General features: G+C 34.2%; 2 protein-coding genes. Both read right to left on the bottom strand.

What is annotated here, in order from left to right:
• Positions 1-791: hypothetical protein (locus BC952_RS14750; RefSeq protein WP_147405288.1), on the bottom strand; the 791-nt coding region annotated here is incomplete at its 3' end.
• Positions 792-872: 81 nt separating this feature from the next.
• On the bottom strand, positions 873-2,026 hold a 1,154-nt coding region (locus BC952_RS14755), incomplete at its 5' end, for a T9SS type A sorting domain-containing protein (protein ID WP_147405289.1).

A 2,026-nucleotide genomic window follows, 5' to 3' on the forward strand; every position in this document is an offset into this window, starting at 1 on the left:
TTGATAGTCGCTTCTTTGTCAGTACTATACAATCCGTTAGCTTTTCTGTCAGTACTTGATGTTGGATTATAGCTTAAATAAGACTCGTTTTGTTTTTGATCAAGGATTGTTCCATAACCGCTGTCAAGAAACATAGCGGCGTACAAAGCACTCTTTTCTCCCATTTCAAAAGTAAAACCTAACTCAAACGTACTCATCAAAATACCTTTTGTGTTGTACTCTCCTGATCCAGCATAATTGGTTTGATTCCCAAAACCATATTCTGGCAAATTATCAATGTATAAATTAACATCCGGGTAGTAAGCAACTCCTTTAACTGTTGTTGCCGATGATTTGATTTTGTAATTTACAGGTAAGAAGTATTTAACACCAGCCCTAAAATTGAAATCAATTCCTTTGTTAATATTCTTTTTATACTGCAAAAAAAGCGGAATCTGAATGGCTTGCAGTGTTTGTGATTCTTTATAATTTCCTGTAGTAATATTGTACGAAAATGCAGAGCCAGTTTGATCAACCTCAAAATTAGTCAGCGTTGCTGAGGGTTGTTCTAAAAACACCTTTTGCTTGTATTGTGCAAACTCAACTCCAGACCCGATACCTATGTGATCCGTCAATGAGTATATGTAACCTGCCTTTAATGCTCCGCCTATATCAGTGGATGACCTCACCCCTTTTACATCACTTTGAATATTCCCTATTCCTGTTTGTACTCCTACATAAAACTGCGCTTTAATTCCTTGAGAAAATAAAATTAGTACAAATCCTACTATATATTTAACATCAAATTTCATATTTATTTGTTTTTATTGCATTTGAATAATCCATCCTCGTTGCTATTAAACGAGGATTTCATACTCTTAATAATTTGATTTCTAATTTTTAACTAAAAGGTTTTTTGTAAAGTATTTACCATTTACTAAGGTCATCCTTACCACATAAATCCCCTCCGTACTTGGCGCAATCATATCCGTTGTTATGCCATCAACCATTTTATCGTTCACTAGTACTCCAAGTATATTAAAAACTGTAATACGAGCATTTTGCAACTTAGCTGAATCTACATTAGTAAGGATTTGGTAGCTTGCATTACTTTTAACCGGATTAGGTGCAATCTTTAAATATTCATCTACTATTGATGCAGAGAACGTCAAAGGACATGTTGTAACAAAAGTACCGTCTATTTTTTTAGCGATAGCGTAATAACTTCCGTTAAGAATCCCATTATCTTTAAAATACTGTGCTGTTTGACCGGATACTAACACTCCATTTTTATACCAACTATATGATACAAAAGCTTTAGAACTGTTATCAAAGAAAATAACATCGTCAAAATGTTTTCTAATTAAATTAGGCTGACTATTAACAATTGTTACAATCGCTGTTCTAGTAGCGACATTTCCACTATTATCTGTTACTTTTAGAGTAACAACATTCTCACCTACATCAGCACAACTGAATAATGCTTTATCGAGTTCTAATAAACTGATTCCACAATTATCCGTTGAACCATTATTAACATCGGCAGCAGCTATCAATATATTTGACGAAGCATCAAGTTGAACAGTGATGTTTTTTGTAATTACTACTGGTGCAATTTTATCTTCAACAGTTATAACAGCTGTTTGAGTAGCGATATTTCCGTTATAATCTGTAACTTTCAATGTTACTGTGTTTGCTCCAACATTAGCACATGCGAATGCCATTTTATCCAACTCTACAAAACTGATTCCGCAATTATCTGTTGAACCATTGTTTACATCTGCAACAACTATCGAAGCTGTTCCTGCTGCATTCAATTGAATAGTCTTATTTTTAGTAACTACAACTGGAGCTACTTTATCTTCAACTGTAACAATCGCCGTTTGAGTAGCAACGTTTCCGTTATTATCTGTAACGGTTAATATCACTGTATTAACTCCAACATTCGCACAACTAAATGAAGTCTTATCTAATGCCAAAGTTGCAATTCCACAAGCATCCGTTGAACCATTGTTTACGTCAGCAGGAGTAATTGTAGCATTTCCTG

Origin of the sequence: Flavobacterium limicola (assembly GCF_003634755.1) — a bacterium.
GTDB lineage: Bacteria > Bacteroidota > Bacteroidia > Flavobacteriales > Flavobacteriaceae > Flavobacterium > Flavobacterium limicola.